Below are 24,049 nucleotides of genomic sequence, written 5' to 3'. Positions count from 1 at the left end.
TCACAATGATACTAGATTTTAATTACAGGCGGAACAGGATCTTTTGGCAAGCGCTTTGAAAAAAATAATAAAATATGATGTTAAAAAAGTGATTGTTTTTATCCGCGATGAATTAAAACAATATGAAATGGCACAAGAATATACAGACTCAAGACTTCGTTTTTTCATTGGGGATGTACGATACAAAGATCGTTTATATCGTGCGTTTGATGGTATTGATGCAGTTGTGCTAGCTAATCCCATGAAGCAAGTGCCGGCATTTGAGTACAACCCTTTTGAAGCAGCAAAAACAAATATTTACAGAGCACATAATATTACTGAAGCAGCGATTGACAGAGGGGGTTCAAAGAGTTATTGCATTACGTACAGATAAAGCTTGTAGTTCTGTAAACTTGTATGGTGCGACGAATCTTGCGTCTGGACAAACTTTTTATTGTTGCAAACTCTTACGTAGGTGAAAACACGAGATTTTCAGTTGTTCGTTGTGGAAATGTTGTAGGCAGCCGAGGCATTGGTATTCCATTCTTTAAGAAAATTCGGCATGCTGGTAAATAGCCTATTACAGATGAAAGAATGCCTCGTTTTTGGATTACACTTGATCAAGGTGTTCAGTTTGTGATTAACTCTCTTGAAAGTATGAAGACAAGGGAATTTTTCATTCCTAAAATCCCAAGTATGAGAGTGTTGGACTTAGCAAAAGCGATTGTGCCGGAATGCGAAATCGAGATTGTTGGAATTCGAAACTAGATTAACTGCTGTAAAAGTTAACTGCTCAATCAATTTCTTAATTCATTGCAGAGACAATAGAAGAGAGGCTGCCTACATTGCGTTGATTCAAATGGCAGCGGTTTTGCCAAGATCAGAAACAATGGTTGCTTAGATTATCAGTAAACCACAGGAAATTCACTTGGATTCTTCTAGAAGAAACAGGATTTTTTGAATTCCGTCAATTAATAAATTTTTTATTCATTTCTATATTCCGTGTGTCTATAAGTTAGACTAACATGAAAGAACACATAATTAAGAAAGTAAAAATCGCTCCTCCTTGAAAAAGATCAATACTTCAAAGAGGAGCAGAGGGCTTTCGTTTTATTTTTTCCCCGCTTTATCCAGTTCGGCAATAATTGGAGTTCCGTAAGTATGGAAGGTTTCAACCGTTTTATTTCCCCAGGCTTGGCCGCGTTTGCGTTCTTCTTCAGTCCAAGTAATTGGCTTCCAATCTGGTGCAAGAATCAGATATCCGCCGGAACAGACTTCAATACGGTTTCCGCCTGGTTCATAAACGTAAACAAAGTATGTTTGGTTGATGGCGTGTTTGCTTGGGGCAAATTCAATATAAACGTCATGGTCAATAAAAAAGTTTGCTGCTCTCACAATGTCCGACATGCTCTCGACGGCAAAAGCGATATGGTGCAGGCGTCCTTTTGATCCAGTTGAATCTTCGGTATATACAAGATCGTACGATTTATTAGTTGCTCGATACCAGACAGCTGCTTTGTGGCCGTCATTCATGACGATTTGCTCGGTTAAACGGAGACCTAAGACATTTTCTGCAAATTCTCCATCTGCTTCCGGATTTGAGGATAAATAGTTGATGTGATCTAAGGTTTTTACCGCAGCTCCATGTCCAGTGAACTTTTGTGGTTGATTTTTCAGTGTAGGCCGTAAATGACCAGGAGCTTGATAAAAGTTTGATTCATAATACAGTTCCATGATATGCCCATCCGGGCCGTAATAGCGGTATGCTCTCCCGTGGCCTTTATCTCCATCAATCCAGCCGATTCCGCGTCCGGTGGCTTCGATCGCCTTCGCTTTTCGTTCCAATGCTTCCGCACTTATCGTCCGCAATGCTGTATGGCCGACTCCAGCCTGATCAGATTTCGTCAATTTGATCGAATACTCTTCGTAATCCCCCCAACAGCGCAAATAAACCGATTCATTATTTCTATATACTTCCTGTAAACCGAGTATGTTCTTAAAAAAAAAGGTGCTTTCCTCGAATTTTGGAGTTAACAGTTCCACATGGCCGAGGTGGGCAATGTCAAAATCCAGTTCCCTTGGGTGATTCATCTGTTTCTCCCCTCCCATTATTAAACATAATTGTTGAACAATTTTATTCTACAAATTTAAGAATTGTTTGTCAATAAGCGCTTTCATAAATTATTTTGCAGACGGTAAAATGAAGGAAGAAATATAGATCATGTGGAAGGAGAATCCAGTAAGCTTGTTGAACCATTTTCTTTAAACAACTTGCAATGGATCAAAACTCAAAAAGTTTCTGTAAAGTATTGACTAATTTATCAAAATTAATGTGTAATAATATTGTTAAACAATTTTTTGCGATTGATTATAATTTACGAGGCGATTGAATATGAAAAGACCAATGGATATTGCATACGAATACATTAAAGAACGAATAATGAACGGCGCGTTTTTGCCTTCACAAAAATTGAATGAAAGTGAACTCTCTAATCAAATCGGTGTAAGCAGAAATACGGTAAAGAAAGCTTTATTTAAGCTGGAGCAGGAATGCTTAGTTGATATGGAAGAAAATAAAGGAGCAACGGTAAAATCCTTTACTGTGAAAGAAGTCGTGAACTATTTTGAAATCCGGGAATTACTAGAAAGTTTGATTATACGCAGTGCTGTTAAACAAATAACAGATGACAGACTGAATGAACTGGAAGACATTTTAAATAAAATGGAGTCATATTTAAACTCTGGAAATTTTGAGGATTATTCGAAAATGAATAAAAGATTTCACGAAATCATTTATGAAGCTAGCGACAACCAACAGGCAGTGGATATGGTAAACATGATCAAAGTACAATTGTTAAGATACCATCTCCGGACAATTCTAATACCAGGGAGGAAGGAAAATTCTTTAAAAGAACACAAAAGTATCTATCTCGCATTAAAAAACCGTAATGCGGATGAAGCGGAGAAGGCGATCCGCACACATATTTCTAATATTCGTAAAACGATTGAGGAAAATTTCTCATTTCTTATATAAAAAATATAGTTTTGATGGGCTGGCTTTTTTGAACTGCCCCCTGTCAAGTAGACAGTAGAAATAATAAAAATATACCTAAGCGGCTTTAGCTCTATATTCCATGGGGCTAAGACCGTTTAATCTTTTTGGATACCTTTCATAATTATAAAAGCGGATGTACTCATCAATCGCAAGAGCCAATTCTTCAAATGTCTGATACTTATGTAAATAATACTTCTCGCATTTAAAGCGTTCCCCAAAAAGATTCCATTGGCCCATTGTCAATACACCTGTCTACTCTTGACATACTTTGTGTCATCCCTGCTTGGTCTATCCTACGTTTAAAACCATGAGAGGTATATTGGAACCCACGGTCACTATGAATAAGTGGATGCTCTCCATTTAAAAGTGCGGTGGCTTCATCCAACGTTTTGAATACAAGATGATTATGATTGGAATGTCCTAAAACATAGCTCACAATTGATCCATCATATAGATCAAGAATAGCACTTAGGCTTTCTTTGATGAACCATATTTTAATTCTGTGGCATCAGTTACCCATTTTTCATTTGGCTTTTCCGCTGTGAATTCACGATTCAATATATTTTCTGCAACATGCTGAGGGGTAGATCGCTTATAAGATTTCTTCTTTTTTCGAATAACACATTATATACCGGCAACTTTCATCAGTCTATAAATTCGTTTGTGATTGAAGTTCTGACCAAGCTTTCGATTTATATTCAACGTCATTCGACGGTAACCATAGATGCCGTCAACTTGTTTTTTGCAAAATAAAAGTGCAGAGAATTGCAAAATCCTTATGCAGTGATTTGCAATGGGGCTTTACATGGAGGAGGAGCCATGATAACCTTTTTGGTTTTGCCAAAACTGTTGAATCTGGCGCTTGGCTAAAGAATCATGGCTACAGAGGATCCATGTCAAGCCTTGATGGATAGATCACATATATGTATATTTATTCAAAATTTTGATAAAGATATACTGCAACACTCTGTATTTTTTTCTTGCAGAAAACAGTCAACTTTCTCATGGAGAGCTTTCATCTCTTTTACGATTTCTTCATTCTGAAGTTCTCGGGAGGAAGGCGAACGTTTTAACCTCTTATAGTAAGCAGCTTGTGAAATACCGGCGATTTCACATAATAAGATTATGCTTAGGTTTTCTTTCTCATGAAGTTCCCGGATTGCGATATTTGGTTTACTTTCGCCTCCTTTCGATTTCCTCTAACTTTCTTAAAAATAGATTCTCCGCACGTAAGCGTTCATTTTCTCTTCTGGAAATAACTTTGCTTCTTCTTTTTTTCTTCCTCGTTTGTCTTTCAGCGCTTCTTCTCCACCATTTTCATACTTCTTCACCCATTGATATACTTGTTGATAAGAAACTTCATAAGTCTCTGCTGTTTTGTTATAATCTTTTCCGTTCCCTAAACAATCAAGCACAATTTGTATCCGTTCATTCCAAGTCGTTTTTCTTCCTTTAATCATAGAGCTTGTCTTTCCTTTCGACGTATCCTGTAAATCTCTATGGCTATTATACTTCTTCATCCATCTTTGAAGTATCGATCTACTTGAAATACCATATGTCCTGACAATCTTGTACTGTGAGAACTCACAAGATAAATAATCTTTTACAGCTGCTTCCTTATAACCTTTCCAAGAATTTGAACGTTCTAAACCCTCTATTCCAAATTCCTCAAATTCATTTATCCATTGCTTTAAAGAATATTTAGTAATTTGATACCTTTTACAAAGCTCTTGAATAGTACATGCTCGGTTTTCATATGCAAGTAAAACTTCAAGTTTGAACTCTGTAGTATATTGCTTATACATAGAAAAACTCCCCCTAAGGTAAAACAGATGTTTTATATTTTAATCTATCTACCTTAAGGGGAGCATATCAGCAAAAGTCAGCCCATTTTTTATATTCAATAATGCACATGCGAGTAGCTGTGAGTAGGAAGCTGCTTCATTAAACGAGCGCCTGTTTTATAGAAATTTTAAATTTTTAAACAATTTGAGTTGACAGAAAGAAAAAAGATACTATATACTTTAACCATCAACAATATTGTTAAACAATTTTGTTAAAAATATTTCTGAAAGAGAGGCTGTTCTATGTACGAAGAGCTATTGAAAGATGCCTATGACCTACATGTCCATACCGGACCGGATGTTTTGCCTCGTAAATTGGATGATTTTGAAATGGCAGAACGTCTCCAACGGATCGGCATGAAAGGCTATGGCATCAAGTCCCATTATTTTTGCACAGCTGAAAGAGCATCTTTAGTCAATAAAAACTTCCCGGGTTTTCATGCTATCGGGGCCATTTGCTTGAATAATACTGTCGGCGGATTAAACCCGATTGCAGTTGAAATGGCTGCAAGGGATGGGGCAAAAATTGTTTGGATGCCTACGTTCGATTCTGCGAACGAACAGGAACATTTTGCTAAGAGCAGCCCTGCAAAACTGCCGCACTGGGCTAAACTGCGACAAAAGCTGGAGGAACAAGGGAAGCATTTGCCTACAATAAGCATTCTTCACGGAAATCAATTGAAAAAGGAAATGTATGATTGTCTGGAAGTAATCAAGGAACACGATTTAATTTTGGCTACCGGACATTTAGGAAAAAAAGAAATTTATGAATTAGTAAAAGAGGCAGGAAAATTGGGTGTGAAAAAAATTGTCATTACACATCCTAACTTTCCATCTATCAATCTATCAAAAGAAGAGCAAAAAGAATTAGCAGATATGGGAGCGGTTATGGAGCATTGTTTTACGACCCCATATTCAAATAAAGCGACTTGGGAATCTGTTTTTGAAGAAATCCGTTATGTTGGACCTGAACATTGCATTTTATCAACAGACTTAGGCCAACAAAAAAATGTTTGTCCGGATGAAGGGATATTGGAATTTGTTCGTCAACTAATTGATAACGGCGGTTTTACGAAAGAGGAAGTGAAGCGTATGACAACCATTAATACCTCATTATTGGTAGAAGAACAGGGGGTAAAAATATGATTGATCAAAATACGAATCTATTAGTTGTAAGTGCTCATGCAGGGGACTTTGTTTGGAGAGGCGGCGGCACCATTGCAAAATATGTAAAAGCTGGAGCAAAAGTTTCTCTCGTTATTTTAAGCTACGGGGCAAGAGGAGAGTCCAATGACTTATGGAAAATCGAAGGGCAAACATTGGATAACGTAAAATCTGTCCGCAGAAGCGAAATCGAGGCAGCCATCAAATGCTTAGGTGTGAAAGATTATGAAATCTGGGACTATCAAGATTATCATATGACTATCACACCGGAACGCACCCTGCAATTGCTTAAGAAGATCAGGGAAGTACAGCCGCAGGTGATTTTGACTCATGGGCCGCGGGATGCGTTTAATCCTGACCATGAAACCGTTTCTCGGTTTGTATTTGAAGCTTCAGTATTAGCAACTTCGGCAGGTGTACGCGACGTTGAACTTCCAAAAATTAAACAGCCGAAAATCTTCGGCTTTGAACCGCATCAGTCGGAAATCAGCGATTTTAAACCGGAAGTGATTGTTGATATTACTGATACGTACGAACAAAAATATGAAGCTATGAACTGCTTTAAAGCTCAAAAGCACTTGATTGAATATTATGCCGCTAAAGCAGCTCTGCGTGGAAATCATGCAAGAAGATGCTCTGGCAACCAACAATACAAATATGCGGAAGCTTTCAGCAGATTCTTCCCGCTCGTTGGCGGTGAATTGATATAATGGAAAAATATGTGGTTCAAAATATTCAACGGCCTGATCCGAAATTAATTGAGGAATTTAAAAACTATGACGTGTCGACGGTTTATGAGGCGCAAGGTAAACAAGGACTCTTGGGACATCAACTGAAGCCTGTTCAAGAAGGAAAACTAATTTGCGGACCTGCCGTGACAGCTATTTGCTATGCAGGTGATAATTTGATGATTCATGCGGCCATCGAAGTTTGCAAGCCGGGTGATATATTAGTGATTACGACAATCGGTGAAGGTGTTCATGGAATGATTGGCGAGCTGATCGTCCGAGCTCTTATGAAACGCGGTGTACAAGGTGTCGTCATTGATGCCGGCATCCGAGATGTGAAACAAATTCGTGAACTTGGTTTTCCAGTATGGTCGAAAGCAGTTTATTCAGAAGGCACAACCAAAACAAGAGGAGGCTGGGTGAACGCTCCGGCAGTATGCGCCGGCACGCAAGTAAATCCTGGTGACTTAATTATGGCGGATGACGACGGTATTGTTGTCATCCGGAAAGAAGATGTTAAATCGTCGTTAGAAGCAGCCAAAAATAGAGTGGAAAAAGAAAAAGGGACAAAAGAAAAAATCGAAAACGGCGAATTGAGCGTTGATTTTTACAATCTGAGAGAAACGTTACAAAAGGAAAATGTTATTTATTATGAGGATGAAGAGGCATTTAAAAAATCTTTGCTGTCGTAGGCGAAGCTATATCAGGATTCCGTTATGGGACATTTTTAATTGTTTATTAGACTAAGAGATGGGGAGATTGTACATGGCTGCACCAATAGTAGGTTTTATAGGGTTTGGCGAAGCAGCTTATTTAATTTCAGAAGGGCTGCTTCAAGAAGGAATAAAAATCATTTATGCGTATGATGTTAATGCTAACCATCCGACATTTGGACCGGCTATCCGGGAGCGAACGGAAAAGCTGCATATTCCACTTGCTTCGTCGTTGGAAGAGCTTTGTGAAAAAACGGAGTACATTTTTTGCGCTACGAGTGCAAAAGCGGCCGAACCTATCGCAAAAGATATCAAATCGTACTTAACACCCGACCATTACTATATTGATATAAATGCCGCTTCGCCAATGGTAATGGAAAAGGTTGCAGATTATGTTGCTGAGACAAGAGCAAAATTTGTGGATGCGGCAGTCATGGATTCCGTACCATTAAAAAAACATAAAGTGCCAATGTATATAAGCGGTTCAGGTGCACTAGATTTCCAAAAAATCGGTACACAGTTTGGAATGAATCTTACATTTATTAGCGAAAAAGCCGGCAGTTCTTCTGCCATCAAAATGTTCCGCAGCATTTTTATGAAAGGGTTTTCTGCACTTCTGTTGGAAACCATTCAATCCAGCAGAAAATACGGGGTGGAAGAAATCGTTATGGAATCATTGAATCAATCCGTTACAGGAAAACCATTAGGTGAAACTGCTAATATGTTGTTGACCAGAACGGCCATCCATGCAGAACGGCGGGTGGCCGAGATGAATGAAGTAATCGACACACTCGGTATGTTAAATGTGGATGCTACGATGTCTGAAGCTGTGAAAAGGAAGTTGCAATTACTTGTTGACAGCGGAGTTCGGGAAAAGTTGAACAACAAAGCTCCTAGTCATTATAGCCAATTAATTAATTTATTGGATTCTAGCGAACATTAACGAGATATAGTGCCATTACTTTCCGCTCCACACAGCATTTTGATTGAAGCTTTTCGTAGGTTTCAGGAAGGAATTTGGCAAAAGAGTGGAAGAAGGATGCCCTCGATGATTTTAAGATCATGAACGAGGAGCATCACAAAAAGTCCACCCGCATGATTTGATTTTTGCAATCCATGGTGGCGGAGCGCTCTCCTCCGCCATGACCAAATCATTCAGCGATATTTCATTGAAAAGAACAAGTAATCAAAACTATGAAATTCATTTAAGAAGTTTTTCCTTTCTAAATTATTATATCTTACCGAAAAAAGGAGGAAGTGAGAACATGACAAGCCTTTCCGTAAAAAATTTTTTAGACGCAAGTAAATTTAACCGCTTTCACACTGTTTTATTGCTTTGGGGGCTTTTCACGATTAGCTTTGAGGGGTATGATTTGGTTGTTTATAGTACTGTAGTTCCGGTATTATCGAAAGAATGGGAGCTGTCGCCGATCCAGGCGGGCATTATTGGCAGCTATGGATTGTTTGGCATGATGTTCGGTTCGATCATTCTCAGCCTTTTGGCAGATAAATTCGGGCGCAAGCCGCTTATCATCATCTCTATTATCATTTTTAGTCTTGCGACAACAATATCGGGATTTGTTGATAATGCAACATTGTTTTCATGGTGCAGATTTTTAGCAGGAATTGGCTTTGGCGGCGCCTTGCCATCAGTGATCTCACTTCTTACAGAATATATTCCTAAATCCAGTAAAAATAAAGCGATTACATTGGCATTGTGCGGAAACCAAGTCGGCGGTATACTTGCACCGCTTGTCGGAGTTTTATTTATTACATCATTCGGCTGGAGACCTGTTCTATGGTTTTCTGTTATTCCTTTGTTCATCATCCCTTTTATGCTTAAGTCTTTGCCTGAGTCTCCACAATTTTTAATTCGCAAAGGCAAACTGGATGATTTAGAGCGCACTTTAAGAAAAATTGACCCCGACTATAAAAAGCAGTTGATTGAAACCGAACAGGAACCTGAGGTGAAAACAGAGAAAATTCCATTTATTGGGCTTTTTCAAAACAAACTGGCATTGCCTACGATTCTTTTCTGTATTGTTTACTTTATGGGGTTGTTAATGATCTATGGCCTAAATACTTGGCTTCCTAAATTAATGGAGACAGCAGGCTATCCGCTTATCTCCAGTCTCGGATTTGCGATCTTCTTAAACGGCGGTGCATTGCTGGGAACTATTATCATTGGTATTTTGGCGGATCGCAGAGGTTCGAAAGCATTAATTACCGGTTTGTATATTCTCGGCGCTGTGTGTCTTGCTCTTCTTGGGATCAAAAGCAATATTTTCTTCCTTTATTTGCTCATCGCCATTGCTGGTGTTTGTACGATGGGGAACCAAAGCTTATTAAACGCATTTGTTTCCCAGTATTATCCCGCACATGTGCGTTCAACAGGGGTTGGATTGGCGAATGGTGTAGGACGTCTCGGTGGCATGGTTGGCCCTACATTGGGCGGGATGCTTTTATCTCTGAAAGCACCGATTGGCATATGCTTTATTGCCTTTGCGGCTCCGGGCATTTGCGCAGCCTTGGCACTGCTTCTCGTTCGAAAAAAGCATGATGATCCAACAGTTATTCAATCAGAAGCAGAATTGACATTGCAATAATCATTCATACAAAATTTGCACAATTAGCTGGACTTAACTAAGGTAAAAAAATGGTCCTATTTTTCACACAAGAGACTGAATATTCAGTCTCTTGTGCAATCTCTAGTTAAGGTTAAAAACAGCAAATGATTAAACCTATTCCGCTGTTTTAAACAAGTTGACTTTGTAAACAAAGGTGTAAAGCTAGGGGCGAATCTTCTGTTGCATACCATATACGAAAAAGACTGAGACCGAACTAAAAGAAATAATTTATCTAAAAAAAGCTGCGGATTAGTTGCTAGTAATGAGCTGCAAACTTTTTTTAAGAGCTGTTGACAGACAAAAAGCTCGGCATATGCTGAGCTTTTTGTCATCAATTCACTAAAAAATTTTTTTAAATACCGATTTCCCGTTTCAAAAAGGGAACTATTTTCAATCAAAACCCAGAAAGTGCTGCGAGTATTATGAGAGCTTTACAACCGTTCTGCCGCGCAGTTTGCCTTTTAGAATGTTCGATAATGCGTCAGGAAGCTGATCGAGTGTGATTTCTTGCGCAATAGATTCTAGTAATTTATCAGGTTTTAAATCAGCGGCCATTCGCTCCCAAATTTGTTTTCGCAATTCCATTTGGCAATAGACCGAATCGATGCCAAGCAGGTTGACTCCGCGTAGAATAAATGGGAAGACAGTCGTTGGAACGTCGCTGCCTCCAGTTAGACCACTGACTGCTACAGAGCCGTTGTATTGAATTCTGCTAAGGATTGCGGCAAGGGTTTTCCCGCCTACAGGGTCAACGGCTGCTGCCCAATATTGTTTATCTAACGGACGGATCTGTTCTGGACAAACTTCTTCGCGAGAAAGGATTTCTTTTGCGCCAAGCTCGCGTAAATATTCATGTTCTGTTTCTTTGCCTGTACTTGCGACAACATGATAGTTTCGTTTTGCCAACATGGAAACTGCGATGCTTCCGACTCCGCCGGTTGCTCCTGTAACGAGTACTTTTCCTTTGTCAGGAGTTAATCCATTTTCTTCTAAACGATGGACAGACAATGCCGCCGTAAAACCAGCTGTTCCTAAAGCCATAGCTTCTTTTAGCGTCAATCCTTTTGGAAGAGGGACAATCCAATCTGCAGGAATGCGGGCGTATTCGCTGTAGCCTCCGTAATGCGACACGCCGATTTCATAGCTTGTTGCAATAACTTCGTCTCCCTCTTTAAAGCGCGGATCTTTAGAAGAAACAACAGTGCCGGCTAGATCGATACCTGGTACGAACGGATACGATTTTACAATTTTCCCATTGGGAATGGAAGCTAATCCATCTTTATAATTGACACTGGAATAAGCAACTTTTATGACGACATCTCCTTCTGGAAGGTCATTCATGGAAATGGTTTGTACTTTCACTGAAAAATCTGTCTCCGTTTTGTTCACTACTAACGCTTTGAAGTGGTCCACTCGACATCCCCCTTATTGTTTTTCATATTCTTGCTTTTACGATAACAAAATTATTCTGACTGGTCAAAATATTTTTAACGTCAAAAAATTCATGTATAATAGCGTTATGACCGAAGTTCGAGGGGTGTTTTTATGAAGAAAAAAGCAGAAGAAAGGCGAGAACAAATTTTAAGGGCTGCTTTTCAAGCTGTTTCAGATAAAGGGTACGAAACGGTAACATTGCAGGATATTGCTGATTATGCAGGTGTAAGCAAAGGGGTTACGAATTATTACTTTGAAAATAAAGAGGATGTTTTTTTAAGCTTGCTGGAATGGGTGACGGATCGCATTTATCAACATGAGTATAAAGCAGTTAGTAAGCAGACAGCAGCGATAAATAAATTAGAGGCTTATATCCATTCTGTTTTTATCGATCCAAAAAAGAATAAAAAATTTTACAAAGTGTACCTTGATTTTATGGCACAAGCGAGCCGAAATCCGCAATATCGGCTTATAAATCTCAAGTTTTACGAAAACTGCTGGAAAATCGGCCGCGACATTGTTGCTCTTGGTCAAGAGGAAGGAACGTTTTCAGCTGACATTGATGTCGATACAGCTTCCAAAATGATTCGCTCGATCATCGATGGATGTCTCATTCAGTGGTTAATGCGTGATGAAGATCATCTTCATGAGTTTTATAAGAAAACTTGCTATGAGCTAATTTTAAAATATTTAAAATAAGGAAAGTCTTTTGGGTATGATCTCCTGAAAATAGACATGTTTCCAGCGCTCAGCACCTGAATGTACTTGAGACAAACTGGGACTGTAACGAATGTTAAAATTATCGAATCATTTGTGGAAGGGGCTGATTGGAAGCGGTTTGACGGCTAAAGGTGCATTTTGTTTGCTAAATTTTAAAATGGTTTACAGGCGATGATTTACGATATTGAAAAGACATTGTTGCAAGGAGTCGAAGTCTTTTGGATAATCGATTAACCTACGAAGACATGATGAAAATCTGTGAAACAATTAATAAACATTATATTCCGGATGAGCAGCTGTTTTATGACACGATTGATCATATTTTAGAAAACTCAGAAAACGAAAGTGCTTCCGAAATTATTCTAGAAACATTTACAACGCTTTTAAAATTAATAGATTCCCAAATTAAAGAAATTGAAACAAAAGTGAATATACAACCTTCCTGTTTTAAAGGCTGTGCTTATTGTTGTTATTTTCCGATTATCACCACTCGCTTGGAAGCCAAATTAATTTTGCAATATATTCAAAGCCTGCCAAAGGAACAAAAGCAAGATATTTTTGGACATTTGTTCAATTATTTCGAATCGAAAAAGGAACAACTGGAAAAAGTATGTTCCATCGATTTTCATGAAGATACTCAATTTAAATTCAAGTACATTTCTGAACAAGTAAGCTGTCCATTTTTAGATCGGTCGTCCAATACTTGCAAAGTTTACGAGGTCAGACCGACTCCGTGCCGCACGTATTTAAATTATTGCCATCCGAATGTGTGTGCGCAATCTTTAATGCCTCGGGAAACCTTCAGCTACGAATTTTTGCATGAATTTTATATGATGGCATTAAATGAGGTGCTTCAAGAGTTTTTATATGAAGATGAAGACTTAGGAATCACCTTTCCAGATGATGTATTTCATATCGATTATTTACCGAAGCTGTTAAAAGAAGAGCTGTACAAATAAGTCTTGAAAAAAAGAAGTCAAATTTTGAACAAATCAGCTAAAGAGAAATTTCTACACGCCTTGTGAAAAAATGAAATAGAATTTAGTAAATATGGTAAAAAAACAGAAGGAGCTGTCTAGAAAGTCAAATCCCTATTGAAAACAAAAAATCATAAACATCGATGGTATATCAACGTTTCTAAAACATAAAAGAGGGCCGTCAATAAGCCGAAAAAACGACTTATTAGACAGCCCCATTCTTGAAGAAATATTTTTCTTGATTTTTTTTACACTTTATGTGAATATAAAATAAAAATATTCATATAAACATAAAGAAGGTGATTCGATGCCCACGTAAATTTCGTGAGGAAGAAAAGGAAACGATACGTCAAACATTATTAGAAGCAGCCAAAACAATGTTTCGTCAATACGGGATACAAAAAACAACTGTTGCGGCTTTGACTGAAGCTGCTGGCATTTCACAAGGAGCGTTTTATTTATTTTTCCCCTCCAAAGAAGCGTTGTTTTATGAAGTGTTTCAAATGGAGGAACGAAAATTAAGAGAAATACTTCTAGTTGAGTGGACAGAGAAGCCGTTAACGCAAGAACGATTGGCAGATTTGTTAGTACAAGCTGTAAAGTTGATCGAACAAGAACCGATTTTGCGCTTGATGATTGATCGAAAAGAATATGAACTTTTAATGCGGAAGTTACCGCCGGAATATGCTGACCAGCATACGACAGAGGATGAAGATGCACTTGTGCCTCTTATTGAAAAATGGCAAGACGAAGGAGTTATGGTAAAAGAAAACCCACGTACAATCGTCGCGGTCATACGCAGCTTCTTTTTGCAGCTTTTGTACCGCGATGAGATAGGGGAGAAGTTTGCCGAAGCGTTAGTGCTTCAAGCGAAATGGCTGGCGAAAGGATTGGTGGAGGAATGATTGAGATCAAACAATTAACCTACACATACCCAAAACAAGCGAAAACGGCATTAAAGGGATTTAACTTTGAAGTCAAGGAAGGGGAAAGCGGCCTTTTGAAATAGACATGAATCTCCTAGCAAAAATGGAGGTTCATGTCTTTCGTTATTTTACCAGAGATATCCATGATGATGGCACTGAGTCGGTTGGTCTGAGCACCGTCTCCTTGTTTTTCTAGAATGGTGTATAACGATTGGTTTTCGAGATTTTATGACATATAGATCGGTTTGGATAAAGATCGACTGTCCAAGCAATGTAGATCAAGAATGATAAGCTATCAATTCATGTCTGAAAATCCCTCCATATATAACACCAAATTTATTTGAGGACTGGATGGAATAGCAGTGAAGCGAGGTTTAAGCGAAAATATGGCAAGGCTTATATTTTGCCTGAGCAATCAGAAGAGAAGGAATTATGCACTGGCGTAACAGTAACTGAATTGAAAAATTCCTAAATATTAGTATGAAATTTTACAGTTTTTTCTTCTTTGAAAAGCAACTGTTATCTATTTAATATCTTTTTGCAAAGCTATTGTTACATAAAATTGCTATGATGTCGTTGTAGGGAAAAGGAGGGATTTTTCATCATGAAAAAAACAATCATTGCTTTTACAGCTGCAGTAGCGACTTCGCTTCCATTTGTAGGTCAAGCTTCTGCTGAAACATATAAGGTAAAACAAGGTGATTCTCTTTGGGAAATCTCTAAAGAATATAATGTATCAGTGGCAGATATAAAAGAATGGAACGGCTTAACGACTGAAACGATTTATCCAAATCAAGAATTAGTCGTAAGTGAAAAAATAAAATATACAATCAAATCTGGAGATACGTTAAGCAGTATTGCCGATCAATTCGGTGTGACCGTTTCGTCACTAAAATCTGCGAATAACTTAACATCCGATTTAATTTTTGCTGGTGATGTTTTAATAATTGATCAAGCAGCGAAAGAGGAACGTTCAGTAGAAAAGAAAGTGAACAAACCAGTCGTACAGCAAGAAACAACGACGAATGATAAAAACACAGCATCTGCAAATAAAACCAGTACATATGCTGCGAATGAAAAGAGTTTAAAAAATGAAGAAGCAACGTCTTCTTCACCTAAAGAGGAAAACAGCTCTAATCAAACTGTCAGCAAGCAAGAAGTTCAAGCGAGAGAAACTGCAACGAAAGCTCAAGAAGATAACGGAGCGAAAGATGCTGGCGAAACGATTACAATGGAAGCTACCGCATATTCTTTAGTAGGAAATAAAACAGCAAATGGAACTGTATTAACAAAAGACTCAAAAGTTGTATCTGTAGATCCAAGTGTTATACCGTTAGGAAGCAAAGTATATATAGAAGGATACGGGACATATACTACTGCTGATACGGGCAGTGCAATCCGCGGCAAAAAAATTGATATCCATATGCCTACTGAACAAGATGCGATCCAATTCGGACGTAAGCAAGTAAAAGTAACAATTAAATAACTAGATAATACGGGTGCCGAAAGCTTCTTTTTGGCGCCCTTTTTATTTTTTGATTATTACGTTTTGTCAAAAAGGCTAAAGATGCAGAAACTGAAGGTGAAAAGGAAAGGAAAAAATATTGCAGCGATTTTTGGAAGATGAGAACTTAAGCTATAATTGTCTAAGCTTTTTTTCATGCTTCAATGTTTTGCTGGACACGAAGTCGAGGGTTTCTTGTGCGTCTGTTAATTCAGCGCGAATCCCTTCCAATTTTTTCTCTAAGCGTGTAAAGCGTTCATCCACGTTTTTTCTAAAAGATTGCAAATCGTTTTCCAGTTTATCCATTCTTGATTCCAGTTTATCCATTCTAGATTCCAGTTTGTCCATTCTTGCCTCTAAGCCATCCATTCTTTTTTCAAGATGATCAAATCTTGAATCAATGTGCTCAGAATGCTCTTTCAGCGCCTGCAAAATTGTTTTTAATGCAACGTCTTCCATACTAAAAGGGCTGCCTCCTTTCTTTTCACTATATTTTTTATTATAAAAGATTATAGGTAAAAATGTAAGTTGGAATAATTCTGGAAAATACTCAAATCGGGTATTTGTCAAAAAGAGTTGATTCACTACAAATTTCAGCTGCACGTAACCAGTTAGCCGTACAGGGCAAACGCGTTTGAAGATTGCAGTGAAACGCCGGGCAAAAAGAACAAACATTCTGAAATATTAGGCTTGTTGCAAGGACAAAAAAGGAGAGCAGCAAGCAAAAGTAAAATGGCCAAAAAAGGAACCGTAAAAGCTTTTCCTAACGAGTGAAAAGAAGAACTGGCACTAGATGATTCTGAAATAAAAATTGCGCCGGTTCTACAAATTTTTAAACACCCGAAATTTTTGCAAGCAGCTTTCTTTTTTTAGCTCTCCTTCAATCTTTTGAAGAAAGAATGCCAAAGATTCGTAAAATTTGAATGAACAGGTTGATGAAGTCTAAATATAAATTTAGGGCTATTAACGGCACTTCTTCTGGATGAACACCGTAATGCTTCATTCGATTAAAGTCATATAATACGTAGCCGCTGAAAATAAATACTCCTATGAAGGAAAATGCGAGCATGCCGCCTGAGTTCAACGGCCAAAAAAGATTAAGAACATAAATGATCAGAAAAGCGAGCAGGGCAGAAAATAACATTCCGCCAAGAAATGAGAAATCTCGTTTTGTTGCAGTTGCATATACAGCTAATCCACTAAAAACAGCGGTTGTGGCGGCTAGTGCCATTATGACCGCGTGCGCGCCGATTGTTGAAACATAATGCGAGATCATTGGATAGGCTGTAATCCCTGAAATAAACGTAAAACTATATAGAAATGTATAAGAAATAGCTTTTTTTCTGCGCAAAAAGAATGCAAAAATAATCATGCCAAGTTCAATTATGGCAAGAGGCAAAAACAGTGATGGCGGCACGTATATTCCCGCTGCCATTCCTAGCATGGCGATAGCCAAAGAAACGGCAAACGCCTTTAAAACACTGGGCATTTGACTTCTATTCGTAGCGTGTGTATACATAGTTTCCCCCGCAAATTTGATCTTCGATATGACGGTTAATGTTTTATGCTTTTGATATAATTTACGATTAACTTTATGCAAGGATTCATTTTTTTTAATTCAAGTCTTTGCAAATTCGATTTTATTTAAACAATGTTCATTTTTTTGCATCCTTTAGAAGCGGGAAGTTAGAAATCAACTATTCTACTGGACTCGACCTTTCTCGAAGAAAAGCATTGTGAGCTTGCAAATGTCAATATTGGAAAATGGAATCGAGCCATTCACACGATTTAGCGGCAAGTTTCTGCTGATGCTTTTCGAATCAAGGAAAGGTTCTAATATTTTAAGAAACTGTTTTGATCTGTGTAATTGCACAAAAGGCTGATTTCTGCTTTTGCCTTTTGTTCAGCCTTCCTGTCATGATCTGTTGAATTGCATAAAAGCGTGCACCAATTAAACCTGCACGTTTTTTAATTTTTTATCTAGAAACTTAAGCTGCGGAAACTTTTTCGAAACGCTGGCCCCAGCGATTAGCCCTCGAAACCAAACCGTTGCCGCAACGGCAAAAAACGCCTTTATGCTAGAAGTTGGAAGGTGCTTGCGCTTTTTGCTAAGTCAGAAAACAACCAATCATTTTTCTAATCGTTTATACTAAAACTAATCAATGTAAACAGTTGCAAAGTGGCATTAGGAGGGAATTTTATGACTAGCTTTCGTCCCGATATGTCGGTTGAGGAAGCGATTTCAATTTTTCCTATTGGCGTTAATGAAGTGGAAGTATTTAACGAATCCGGTGAATTTGCAGGCTATTTAACACTTGAGTCGCTATTTGGAGCCGTTCAGCAAGGAGAATTAACAAAACCGATTCGTCATTTTATTTTAACGAATGCTCCTGTACAAAGTCTTGAGCAGCATTCGATCTCTTACTCTCAATTCCAATCTTTTTTTCAGAGCAAATTGTGCCGGATCGTTCTTAACTCATTATATGACGGTGTCTATATAACAGACGGTTCAGGGATTACGCTGTTTATCAATAAAGCTTATGAACGGATTACGGGGATCAAAGAAGACGAAGTGAAAGGGAAGCATATGAGCCATTTGGTTGAGCAAGGGATTATTTCCAAATCTGCATCTTTAGAAACGATTCGAACGAAAAAGCCGGTCACTCTTATACAGACCATTCGCAATGAGAGGAAAATTATTGTATCTGCAACACCTGTTTTTTCTTCTTCCAATGAAGTGATGTATGTCGTCAACAGTGTGAGAGATATAACAGAACTGATTCGTTTGAAGCATGAATTGGACAGTCAAAAGCTTTCGTATCAAAAAATTTCGCAAAACTCGCTTTTTCCTGAACAAACGGGTTTTCAAAATCTCGTCATCGGTCCTTCTACTTTTCCAATTTTCCAGCTTGCGAACAAAGTCGCCAAAACTGACGCAAAAATTTTGCTGCAGGGAGAAACCGGCGTAGGAAAAAGCTTAATTGCGAAATATATTCATTCGAGAAGCTCCCGAAGCAATAAAATTTTTATGGAATTAAACTGCGGCGCCATTCCTGAACATTTAGTAGAAGCTGAACTTTTTGGCTATGAACCCGGTTCTTTCACAGGAGCTTTGAGAGAAGGGAAAATAGGCATTTTTGAAAAGGCTAACGGCGGGACGTTATTTTTAGATGAAATTGGAGACTTGCCGTTAGAATTACAAGTTAAGCTGCTAAAGGTTGTAGAAGAAAACCGGTTTATGAGAGTAGGATCTACTGAAATGAGAGAAGTCGATGTACGACTCATAACAGCAACTCATAGAGATCTTGCATCTCTAGTAAGGGAAGGGGCGTTCCGTGAGGATTTATATTATCGACTGAATATTGTCACCTTTGATGTCCCGCCTTTACGGGAGCGGAAGGAAGAGATAGTTCCTTTATTAGAAATGTATTTGAAGGAATTTAATAAAAAATATAATGAAAATAAAAAAATGACCCCGGAATGCATTGAGTGGCTGACAAACTATTCATGGCCTGGGAACATAAGGGAGCTTGCGAATTTAGTTGAGAGACTGGTTGTGACTACCTTTCACGACACAATTGATGTAGGCGACCTTCCTCCTTTCATACAACAGATTTTCCCGGCTTCAAAGCCTAAAACTTTAAAGGAAGCTGTGGCGGAGCTTGAACGCTCCCTCATTATCGATGCACTTAAAAAGCATGGTACGACTAGAGCCGCAGCGAAATTTTTAGGAATTAGCCAAAGTGCCATTGTACAAAAAATGAAAAAATTTCACATACGATTAGAAAACTAATCAAAAAACCTAGATATGATTCGTTTTATAATCAATTTTTCCTGATTTACGTCAGCAAATGAATAACAAACGATCTAAAAAACATTGAAGATTTTGTTACAAATATTCGCGGATATTAAAAAATTTATAAAAAATACACAAATCATTTTCGAGTTGGCACGAAAATTGCATAGATATTTGAGTGACACCAGGAAAATCAATTCATTTCTCGCTAGTTTGAAAGGAGAGGAAGGAAAAAATGAATATATCTACATTTTCAATGGCGAACAAATTAATTACAGGAACTGATTCTCTCAATCAACTCCCTGAAGAAGTGAAGCGGCTTGGGATAAAAAATCCACTTATCGTGACAGATAAGATACTTATCCAAGCGGGAGTAGTAAAACAGGTTCAAAATTTATTGCCGATGGAGCCGGGAGTATTCTCGGATGTAAATCCGGAACCGGAAATTGAAATTGTCGAACAATGTCTTCAAGCGATAAAAGTAGGAAATCATGACGGGCTGATCGCTGTCGGCGGTGGAAGCGCTATCGATATTGCCAAAGCGTCTTCTGTCATGGCGACGAATAAGGGGAGAATTGAAGAATACTTTGGAATTAATTTAGTGGAATCACCAGGGCTGCCTTTAATAGCCATTCCGACAACTGCCGGAACAGGTTCCGAAGTTACGAATATTTCAATCTTGTCGGATACGAAAGAGCAGGTGAAAAAAGGGATTGTCAGTCCGTACTTATTACCTGATGTCGCAATTGTTTCGCCGATCATGACCATTACGTGCCCTCCTAGCGTGACAGCAGCAAGCGGAGTGGATGCATTGGTTCATGCTGTGGAAGCATATATTTCGAAGTTTGCTTCTCCGATTACGGATGCACTGGCAATTGGTGCTATGAAACTTATTTCCACCCATTTACCGAAAGCGTATTCAAACCCGGAAAACATCGAATCACGTGAGGCGATGATTACAGCGAGTCTCATGGCGGGATTAGCTTTTGGTAATGCAGGCGTTGGAGCAGTGCACGCTCTCGCTTATCCTCTTGGAGGACGTTTTCATATAGCGCACGGTGTAAGCAACTCCTTGCTGCTTCCATACGTCATGAAATGGAACAAAATAGCTTGTTTAGAAAGATTCCGTGATATCGCAGAAGCGTTAGGTGAAAAAGTAGATCATCTAAACGATGATCAAGCGGCTGATGCAGCGATTGAAGCGATGATCCGGATATGCCGCTATGTGGAAATTCCACAATCTTTGCGTGAATTTAATATTCCGGAATCTGCGATTTCTGAAATGGCTGAGGAAGCTTTAAAGCAAACGAGGCTTCTGCGCAATAACCCTCGAAAATTAAGCAAAAAAGATATTGAACAAATATACCGTGCTGCCTATTGATAGGAGGGAAAATCATGATCATGAAATGGAAAAATCGTCCGCACGGCGCTGAAACGCCATATATCCCTGCAGGTCCCTTTAAAATACGGCTGCCGTTTATTCATTATCGGTTTGAATGGCCCGATTATGTGCAGGGTTTGCTCATGTGTGCGGTAGACCTTGGGGCTATTACTCTTTTAGCGGATCATTTAGGGATGCCGTTTGAAGTGGCTCTCGCTGTTGTTGTATTGAATGGACTTTTATATTTACTGCATCATCTGCTTGGTGACCCGGTCATTCCAGGTTGGGTCACTCCCGCGATTCCATTGATTGTTTTGTTTGTTAAACAATTTCCTGAAGGTGAGGACCGAATATATGCACTCATTGCATTTCAGTTGACTCTTGGAATTTTATCCATCATTTTAGGAGTAACGGGACTTGCCAGCAAAGTGGTGCGTTTAGTGCCTGACGCCATTAAATCAGGTATTATACTGGGTGCCGGAATTGGAGCTGTCGTATCGATTTTTGAAGCCGGAGGAAAGTTTGAATTATTCCCGATTACGATCACAATTTGCATTGGCTTTGCGTTTTATCTAATATTCTCTAAACATTTCGAAAAATTAAAGCAAAAAAACAAAGGCTGGGCTTTGTTAGGGAATTTAGGGATTTTACCTGCTATTTTGCTAGCTGTTTTCGTAGCGCCTCTTGTTGGAGAAGCGAAATGGCCGGACATTCAATGGGGTTTCAGTAAACCAGATTTCGCCACACTTTGGGCGGAATATACGGTATTTGGCCTTGGCTTCCCTGCGTTATCGTTTTTCGTGAAGGCAGTACCTGCTGTTTTTGCAACGTATTTAGTTGTGTTTGGTGATGTGCTGAAAACGAAAGCTCTCCTTTCTGAATCTGATGTCATACGTACTGATGAAAAAGTTGATTACAATCCGAACCGCGCCCACTTAATATTTGGAGGCCGAAACATTCTGATGAGCATGATCGGCCCTGATATTACGATGTGCGGTCCGATGTGGGCGGCCATGCAAGTGGTCGTGATCGAGCGGTTTAAAAAAGGAAAAGAAGCGATGCATTCGTTTTTCGGTGGAGCAGGATCGTTCCGTTGGGGTACAAATACTGGATTATTTTTGCTGCCTATAGTAAGTTTAGTACAACCGATACTTGGAGTTGCTTTAGCTTTGACATTGTTGGTGCAAGGTTATGTAAGCGTTCGTATCGGTGTCATGCAGTCCCGCAGCCAGCGTGATCTTGGAATTGCGGGGATTGTTGGTGCAATCCTCGTCATAAAAGGAGCAACAATGGCTTTTGCTGCCGGCATCCTTTTATGCATCCTGCTGTATGGGAAAGATTTTCTGCGCGGAGAAAACGACCGCATATTTACGCACCACTCGAATGAAGAAAAAGAGAGAGAGGAGATTCAAGCAGTATGAAAGAACAACCATTGACAAAAGGGCTGTATCTTAACGGAGAATTTGTTCAGTTGGATGACAATTTTGCCGTTCAAAACCCTGCCACTTTTGAAACAGTTGGTTATGTGCCGAACGGAACCGCCAAGGAAGCAAAGCTGGCTGTCGATGCAGCTCACGAAGCTTTTAAAACTTGGTCAAAAACGACAGCCTATGAACGAGCAGAATTGCTGGAAAAATGGTATAAGCTCATAAATGATCGGCTGGAAGTGTTGGCATCGACGATGACAATCGAGCAGGGAAAACCGCTCGCCGAGGCGAAAGGCGAAATACAATATGCAAACAGCTTTGTGAAATGGTTTGCAGAAGAAGCGAAACGGATTTATGGCGAAACGATTCCGGCATCTGTTCATTCGAAGAGAATTATCGTTCAAAAACAACCTGTTGGAGTCGTTGCTGCCATAACTCCTTGGAACTTTCCGGCGGCGATGATCACACGGAAAGTCGCCCCTGCCCTTGCAGCTGGATGCACAGTTGTCATAAAACCGGCTGAACAAACACCGCTTACAGCACTTTTATTAGCAGAATGTGCTCATGAAGCAGGTTTTCCAGCAGGTGTCATCAATGTTATAACGACTGAAAAACCAGCTGAAGTCGTTGATGTTTGGATGGAAGATTCACGCGTTAAGAAGGTTACTTTTACAGGGTCTACTCCAGTTGGAAAGCTGTTAATGAGAAAAGCAGCGGATACCGTAAAAAAAGTATCGCTTGAACTTGGAGGCTTGGCACCTTTTATCATAACAGAAGATGCAAATATTCAAGAAGCTGTAAAGGGCGTTGTGCAATCAAAATTCAGAAATGCCGGTCAAACGTGTGTATGCGCCAACCGGATTTATGTCCATGAGTCAATTAAGGAGCCGTTTTTAAAAGCATTTCATGAAGCTGTTTTAACGCTGCAAGTAGGGAATGGCCTTGACGAGAAGGTAGACATTGGACCGCTTATTGACGAAAATGCAGTCAAAAAAGTTCAACATCAATTAGAAGATGCAGTCGAAAAAGGCGCGAAACTCCATGAAGGACCTTCCGTGAATATGGACAAAGGATATTTTATGAAGCCGGTTGTAATCTCTGATGTAACAGATGATATGTTGTGCATGCAGGAAGAAACATTTGGTCCATTGGCACCGGTCAGCACATATTCAGATGATGAAGAAGTTATCCAACGTGCAAATGGTACACCATTTGGTTTGGCTGCGTATGTTTACACCCAATCTCTCAAAAAGGCTGTTTGGTTTTCTGAAAATCTAGAATACGGCATTGTCGGAATCAATGACGGCCTTCCGTCTGTCGCCCAAGCACCTTTTGGCGGAATGAAAGAGAGCGGCCTTGGAAGAGAAGGAAGCCACTACGGGCTGGACGAATTCCTAGAAATTAAGTTCGTTTCTCTTCAATTAATATAATTTTGGATATCCAAAAAAGTGTGGAAAGAGGGTAAAAACACCCTCTTCCATGCTTTTAGCTACAATAGAAAATCATGATCTAACACTTTTTCATAAACCCATTCATTGGCTAATCCATTCTAACTGACAGCCTTCCGAATTTTCTATCAAGTTTTGTTTGCTGACTTAACAATATGAATTTTAGCTATCACAATTGACGGTTTATAAGGGTTCCACATATCAATTGTTACAAGTTTTATATATCAAGCAAGATTTGAAAGAAATCGAACAATTTCATCTTGCAGCATTGTTGATTTTTCCGGATAAAATCTTTAGTTAAGTAAGAAAAGGATTACTAGTGCTTT

The 24,049-nt window shown here is 39.0% G+C and carries 19 protein-coding genes and 2 pseudogenes; 15 read left to right on the top strand and 6 right to left on the bottom strand.

Going from position 1 to position 24,049, the window contains the following annotated elements; all coding sequences use genetic code 11:
• Window positions 1-15 precede the first annotated feature (15 nt).
• A pseudogene (locus NSQ94_RS16210) lies at window positions 16-741 on the top strand (polysaccharide biosynthesis protein); the annotation flags it as partial.
• A 348-nt stretch (window positions 742-1,089) separates the two neighbouring features.
• Here the strand turns inward: NSQ94_RS16210 and NSQ94_RS16205 are convergent.
• Window positions 1,090-2,070: a catechol 2,3-dioxygenase gene (locus NSQ94_RS16205; protein WP_339194238.1), complete on the bottom strand. Its 981-nt coding sequence runs from the start codon at window positions 2,068-2,070 to the stop codon at window positions 1,090-1,092.
• Window positions 2,071-2,371: 301 nt separating this feature from the next.
• Here NSQ94_RS16205 and NSQ94_RS16200 point away from each other — a divergent pair, with 301 nt between their 5' ends.
• Entirely contained in the window at window positions 2,372-3,013 is a 642-nt protein-coding gene (locus NSQ94_RS16200) for a GntR family transcriptional regulator (protein ID WP_063386285.1), read from the top strand.
• A gap of 75 nt (window positions 3,014-3,088) precedes the next feature.
• On the opposite strand, the pseudogene NSQ94_RS16195 reads toward NSQ94_RS16200, so the two are convergent.
• Window positions 3,089-3,811, bottom strand: a pseudogene (locus tag NSQ94_RS16195) (IS3 family transposase); the annotation flags it as partial.
• 431 nt (window positions 3,812-4,242) lie between these two features.
• On the bottom strand, window positions 4,243-4,839 hold the full coding sequence (locus NSQ94_RS16190; protein WP_339229696.1) for a transposase: 597 nt from the start codon (window positions 4,837-4,839) through the stop codon (window positions 4,243-4,245).
• A gap of 282 nt (window positions 4,840-5,121) precedes the next feature.
• Here NSQ94_RS16190 and NSQ94_RS16185 point away from each other — a divergent pair, with 282 nt between their 5' ends.
• The 5 genes from NSQ94_RS16185 to NSQ94_RS16165 all read left to right on the top strand — a co-directional run bounded on the left by NSQ94_RS16185 (window position 5,122) and on the right by NSQ94_RS16165 (window position 10,089).
• The gene (locus NSQ94_RS16185; protein WP_339229694.1) at window positions 5,122-6,024 is read left to right on the top strand and encodes a DUF6282 family protein; all 903 of its coding nucleotides are present in this window, start codon (window positions 5,122-5,124) and stop codon (window positions 6,022-6,024) included.
• The gene (locus NSQ94_RS16180) at window positions 6,021-6,752 is read left to right on the top strand and encodes a PIG-L deacetylase family protein (protein ID WP_339229692.1); all 732 of its coding nucleotides are present in this window, start codon (window positions 6,021-6,023) and stop codon (window positions 6,750-6,752) included. Before NSQ94_RS16185 ends, NSQ94_RS16180 begins: the two co-directional genes overlap by 4 nt.
• Window positions 6,752-7,462: a 4-carboxy-4-hydroxy-2-oxoadipate aldolase/oxaloacetate decarboxylase gene (locus NSQ94_RS16175; RefSeq protein WP_063389286.1), complete on the top strand. Its 711-nt coding sequence runs from the start codon at window positions 6,752-6,754 to the stop codon at window positions 7,460-7,462. The genes NSQ94_RS16180 and NSQ94_RS16175 overlap by 1 nt, the downstream gene beginning before the upstream one ends.
• A 73-nt stretch (window positions 7,463-7,535) precedes the next feature.
• Window positions 7,536-8,426 carry a DUF1932 domain-containing protein gene (locus tag NSQ94_RS16170; RefSeq protein WP_339229690.1) on the top strand — a complete coding sequence of 297 codons (891 nt, stop codon included), beginning with the start codon at window positions 7,536-7,538 and terminating at the stop codon, window positions 8,424-8,426.
• Between the two features lie 322 nt (window positions 8,427-8,748).
• Window positions 8,749-10,089 carry an aromatic acid/H+ symport family MFS transporter gene (locus NSQ94_RS16165; RefSeq protein ID WP_339229688.1) on the top strand — a complete coding sequence of 447 codons (1,341 nt, stop codon included), beginning with the start codon at window positions 8,749-8,751 and terminating at the stop codon, window positions 10,087-10,089.
• 441 nt (window positions 10,090-10,530) lie between these two features.
• On the opposite strand, the gene NSQ94_RS16160 is transcribed toward NSQ94_RS16165, so the two are convergent.
• Window positions 10,531-11,523, bottom strand: a complete 993-nt coding sequence (locus NSQ94_RS16160; RefSeq protein ID WP_327856582.1) for an acryloyl-CoA reductase — start codon at window positions 11,521-11,523, stop codon at window positions 10,531-10,533.
• Between the two features lie 132 nt (window positions 11,524-11,655).
• Here NSQ94_RS16160 and NSQ94_RS16155 point away from each other — a divergent pair, with 132 nt between their 5' ends.
• From NSQ94_RS16155 to NSQ94_RS16140, 4 genes are all read left to right on the top strand, one after another.
• On the top strand, window positions 11,656-12,243 hold the full coding sequence (locus NSQ94_RS16155) for a TetR/AcrR family transcriptional regulator (RefSeq protein ID WP_327863938.1): 588 nt from the start codon (window positions 11,656-11,658) through the stop codon (window positions 12,241-12,243).
• 239 nt (window positions 12,244-12,482) lie between these two features.
• Window positions 12,483-13,223: a YkgJ family cysteine cluster protein gene (locus NSQ94_RS16150; protein ID WP_339229684.1), complete on the top strand. Its 741-nt coding sequence runs from the start codon at window positions 12,483-12,485 to the stop codon at window positions 13,221-13,223.
• Between the two features lie 317 nt (window positions 13,224-13,540).
• On the top strand, window positions 13,541-14,146 hold the full coding sequence (locus NSQ94_RS16145; protein WP_339229682.1) for a TetR family transcriptional regulator: 606 nt from the start codon (window positions 13,541-13,543) through the stop codon (window positions 14,144-14,146).
• A gap of 625 nt (window positions 14,147-14,771) precedes the next feature.
• Window positions 14,772-15,653 (top strand): LysM peptidoglycan-binding domain-containing protein, encoded by an 882-nt coding sequence (locus NSQ94_RS16140; RefSeq protein ID WP_339229680.1) that lies wholly within the window; start codon window positions 14,772-14,774, stop codon window positions 15,651-15,653.
• 150 nt (window positions 15,654-15,803) lie between these two features.
• Here the strand turns inward: NSQ94_RS16140 and NSQ94_RS16135 are convergent, their stop codons facing one another.
• Complete coding sequence (locus NSQ94_RS16135) at window positions 15,804-16,130, bottom strand: hypothetical protein (RefSeq protein WP_339229678.1); 327 nt, start codon at window positions 16,128-16,130, stop codon at window positions 15,804-15,806.
• Between the two features lie 421 nt (window positions 16,131-16,551).
• Window positions 16,552-17,190 (bottom strand): Bax inhibitor-1/YccA family protein, encoded by a 639-nt coding sequence (locus tag NSQ94_RS16130; protein WP_130158341.1) that lies wholly within the window; start codon window positions 17,188-17,190, stop codon window positions 16,552-16,554.
• Window positions 17,191-17,871: 681 nt separating this feature from the next.
• Here NSQ94_RS16130 and NSQ94_RS16125 point away from each other — a divergent pair.
• From NSQ94_RS16125 to NSQ94_RS16110, 4 genes are all read left to right on the top strand, one after another.
• Window positions 17,872-19,464 (top strand): sigma 54-interacting transcriptional regulator, encoded by a 1,593-nt coding sequence (locus NSQ94_RS16125; protein ID WP_339229676.1) that lies wholly within the window; start codon window positions 17,872-17,874, stop codon window positions 19,462-19,464.
• Window positions 19,465-19,702: 238 nt separating this feature from the next.
• Window positions 19,703-20,848 carry an iron-containing alcohol dehydrogenase gene (locus NSQ94_RS16120; protein ID WP_339229674.1) on the top strand — a complete coding sequence of 382 codons (1,146 nt, stop codon included), beginning with the start codon at window positions 19,703-19,705 and terminating at the stop codon, window positions 20,846-20,848.
• 20 nt (window positions 20,849-20,868) lie between these two features.
• Entirely contained in the window at window positions 20,869-22,269 is a 1,401-nt protein-coding gene (locus NSQ94_RS16115; protein ID WP_063389297.1) for a hypothetical protein, read from the top strand.
• On the top strand, window positions 22,266-23,705 hold the full coding sequence (locus tag NSQ94_RS16110; RefSeq protein ID WP_066246827.1) for an NAD-dependent succinate-semialdehyde dehydrogenase: 1,440 nt from the start codon (window positions 22,266-22,268) through the stop codon (window positions 23,703-23,705). Before NSQ94_RS16115 ends, NSQ94_RS16110 begins: the two co-directional genes overlap by 4 nt.
• Window positions 23,706-24,049 lie beyond the last annotated feature (344 nt).

It is taken from the genome of Aeribacillus sp. FSL K6-2833, assembly GCF_037965815.1.
Lineage (GTDB): Bacteria > Bacillota > Bacilli > Bacillales > Aeribacillaceae > Aeribacillus > Aeribacillus composti.
The sequence above is the reverse complement of the archived record's forward strand: the minus strand, read 5'-3'. Positions and strand labels throughout refer to the sequence as shown.

Excerpts from the sequence above, each read along its gene's own strand:
- NSQ94_RS16165 (WP_339229688.1), top strand. The coding sequence starts at position 8,749 with ATGACAAGCCTTTCCGTAAAAAATTTTTTAGACGCAAGTAAATTTAAC.
- NSQ94_RS16155 (WP_327863938.1), top strand. The coding sequence starts at position 11,656 with ATGAAGAAAAAAGCAGAAGAAAGGCGAGAACAAATTTTAAGGGCTGCT.
- NSQ94_RS16200 (WP_063386285.1), top strand. The coding sequence starts at position 2,372 with ATGAAAAGACCAATGGATATTGCATACGAATACATTAAAGAACGAATA.
- NSQ94_RS16190 (WP_339229696.1), bottom strand. The coding sequence starts at position 4,839 with ATGTATAAGCAATATACTACAGAGTTCAAACTTGAAGTTTTACTTGCA.
- NSQ94_RS16125 (WP_339229676.1), top strand. The coding sequence starts at position 17,872 with ATGACTAGCTTTCGTCCCGATATGTCGGTTGAGGAAGCGATTTCAATT.
- NSQ94_RS16135 (WP_339229678.1), bottom strand. The coding sequence starts at position 16,130 with ATGGAAGACGTTGCATTAAAAACAATTTTGCAGGCGCTGAAAGAGCAT.
- NSQ94_RS16140 (WP_339229680.1), top strand. The coding sequence starts at position 14,772 with ATGAAAAAAACAATCATTGCTTTTACAGCTGCAGTAGCGACTTCGCTT.
- NSQ94_RS16180 (WP_339229692.1), top strand. The coding sequence starts at position 6,021 with ATGATTGATCAAAATACGAATCTATTAGTTGTAAGTGCTCATGCAGGG.
- NSQ94_RS16205 (WP_339194238.1), bottom strand. The coding sequence starts at position 2,070 with ATGAATCACCCAAGGGAACTGGATTTTGACATTGCCCACCTCGGCCAT.
- NSQ94_RS16110 (WP_066246827.1), top strand. The coding sequence starts at position 22,266 with ATGAAAGAACAACCATTGACAAAAGGGCTGTATCTTAACGGAGAATTT.
- NSQ94_RS16115 (WP_063389297.1), top strand. The coding sequence starts at position 20,869 with ATGAAATGGAAAAATCGTCCGCACGGCGCTGAAACGCCATATATCCCT.
- NSQ94_RS16170 (WP_339229690.1), top strand. The coding sequence starts at position 7,536 with ATGGCTGCACCAATAGTAGGTTTTATAGGGTTTGGCGAAGCAGCTTAT.
- NSQ94_RS16175 (WP_063389286.1), top strand. The coding sequence starts at position 6,752 with ATGGAAAAATATGTGGTTCAAAATATTCAACGGCCTGATCCGAAATTA.
- NSQ94_RS16185 (WP_339229694.1), top strand. The coding sequence starts at position 5,122 with ATGTACGAAGAGCTATTGAAAGATGCCTATGACCTACATGTCCATACC.
- NSQ94_RS16120 (WP_339229674.1), top strand. The coding sequence starts at position 19,703 with ATGAATATATCTACATTTTCAATGGCGAACAAATTAATTACAGGAACT.
- NSQ94_RS16130 (WP_130158341.1), bottom strand. The coding sequence starts at position 17,190 with ATGTATACACACGCTACGAATAGAAGTCAAATGCCCAGTGTTTTAAAG.